Annotated in this window: 2 protein-coding genes; both read left to right on the forward strand. The window is 60.1% G+C overall.

What is annotated here, in order from left to right:
• Window positions 1–152 precede the first annotated feature (152 nt).
• Window positions 153–1,235 (forward strand): dTDP-glucose 4,6-dehydratase, encoded by a 1,083-nt coding sequence (gene rfbB, locus JZX87_RS30935; RefSeq protein WP_206829643.1) that lies wholly within the window; start codon window positions 153–155, stop codon window positions 1,233–1,235.
• Window positions 1,232–1,782, forward strand: a 551-nt coding sequence (locus JZX87_RS30940; RefSeq protein ID WP_206829644.1) for an SDR family oxidoreductase, incomplete at its 3' end; no start/stop codon positions are given. The genes rfbB and JZX87_RS30940, both read left to right, overlap by 4 nt.

Here is a 1,782-nt window from a genome sequence, read left to right on the forward strand (position 1 = left end):
AAGGACAGGAAGCAGCCGTCGCTGGCCGACCTTGGCACCGTCTTCACCTATTGAGGCATACCTGATCTTGCCCGGACGGCAGCTTTTCAGTTGCCTTCCTCTACTTTCCTGCCGCGGCCATGATCCGCGATGATGTACGGAGAATTGTTCAGATGCGCGTAGTGGTGACAGGTGGAGCAGGTTTCATCGGATCGGCAGTCGTCAGGCATCTCGTCCTTAACAAGGGCTATGAGGTCCTCAACATCGACAAGCTGACCTATGCGGGCACCGAAACCTCTGTGAAGGCCATCGGCAACCGTCCCGGCTATCGGTTCCTGCAGGCGGATATCTGTGATCGTGCTGCGATCGAACAGGCGCTTGTAGACTTCCGGCCCGACCGGATCATGCATCTCGCCGCCGAAAGCCATGTCGACCGCTCGATCACCGGCGCCAAGGACTTTATCGATACCAACGTCATCGGCACCTTCACCATGCTCGAATGTGCCCGCCAGTATTGGCTGACGCTGGATGCATCTGAGAAAGAAGCTTTCCGCTTCCTGCATGTCTCGACCGACGAGGTTTACGGTTCGCTCGGCGATGAGGGGCTGTTTACCGAGGAAACGCCCTACGATCCGAGCTCTCCCTATTCGGCTTCGAAAGCGGCATCCGACCATCTGGCCAAGGCCTGGGCACGGACCTACGGTTTTCCGGTCGTCGTGTCGAACTGCTCGAACAATTACGGCCCGTATCATTTCCCGGAAAAGCTGATCCCGCTGATCATCCTCAACGCGCTCGATGGCAAGCCGCTGCCGGTTTACGGGAATGGCGCCAACATCCGTGACTGGCTCTATGTCGAGGATCACGCCCGTGCCCTCGATATCATCGCCGAACGGGGCCGGATCGGCGAGACCTACAATGTCGGCGGCCGCAACGAGCGCCGTAATATCGATGTCGTCACCCGCATCTGCGAGTTGATGGATGGCTTGCGTCCGCAGGCCAAATCCCATGCCAGCCTGATCACCTATGTCACCGACCGTCCGGGCCATGATGCCCGCTACGCGATCGACGCGACCAAGCTGGAAACCGAACTTGGCTGGAAGGCTGATGAGAATTTCGACACCGGCATCGAAAAGACGGTGCGCTGGTATCTGGAAAACGAGTGGTGGTGGGCGCCGCTGCGCAAAGGCTATGAAGGCAACCGTCTCGGCCTGCTCGATGTCGGCAAGCAGGCTGCCGCCAAGGAAGCCTCCGCATGAGCACTCTCAAACGCATGGTCGTCACAGGCCGGGAAGGGCAGGTCGTTCTGTCCCTGCTGGAGCGTGGCGCAAAGGACGGACGTTTCGAGGTGATCGCACTCGGTCGCCCGGAACTCGACCTTTCCGCACCGGAGACGATCGAGGCTGCATTGCAAAAGGCCCGGCCGGACTTGATCGTCTCGGCTGCGGCCTATACGGCCGTTGATCAGGCGGAAGGCGATGAGGAGGCGGCAACCGTCATCAACGGTGTCGCCGCCGGCAAGATCGCTGAAGCGGCGGCTGCACTTGGCGTACCGGTCATCCACATCTCTACCGACTATGTTTTCGACGGCTCCAAGGCCGCCCCCTATGTCGAAAACGATCCGGTGGCGCCGATCGGTGCCTATGGCCGCTCCAAACTGGCCGGTGAGAACGCCGTCATGGCTGCAACCCCGAACCACGCCATCCTGCGCACCGCCTGGGTCTACAGCCCGTTCGGCAAGAATTTCCTGAAGACCATGCTCAAGCTCGCCGAAACGCGCGACAGTCTGAATGTGGTCGACGATCA

The sequence above is a fragment of the Agrobacterium sp. Ap1 genome, assembly GCF_017313375.1.
Taxonomy (GTDB): Bacteria; Pseudomonadota; Alphaproteobacteria; order Rhizobiales; family Rhizobiaceae; genus Neorhizobium; species Neorhizobium cellulosilyticum.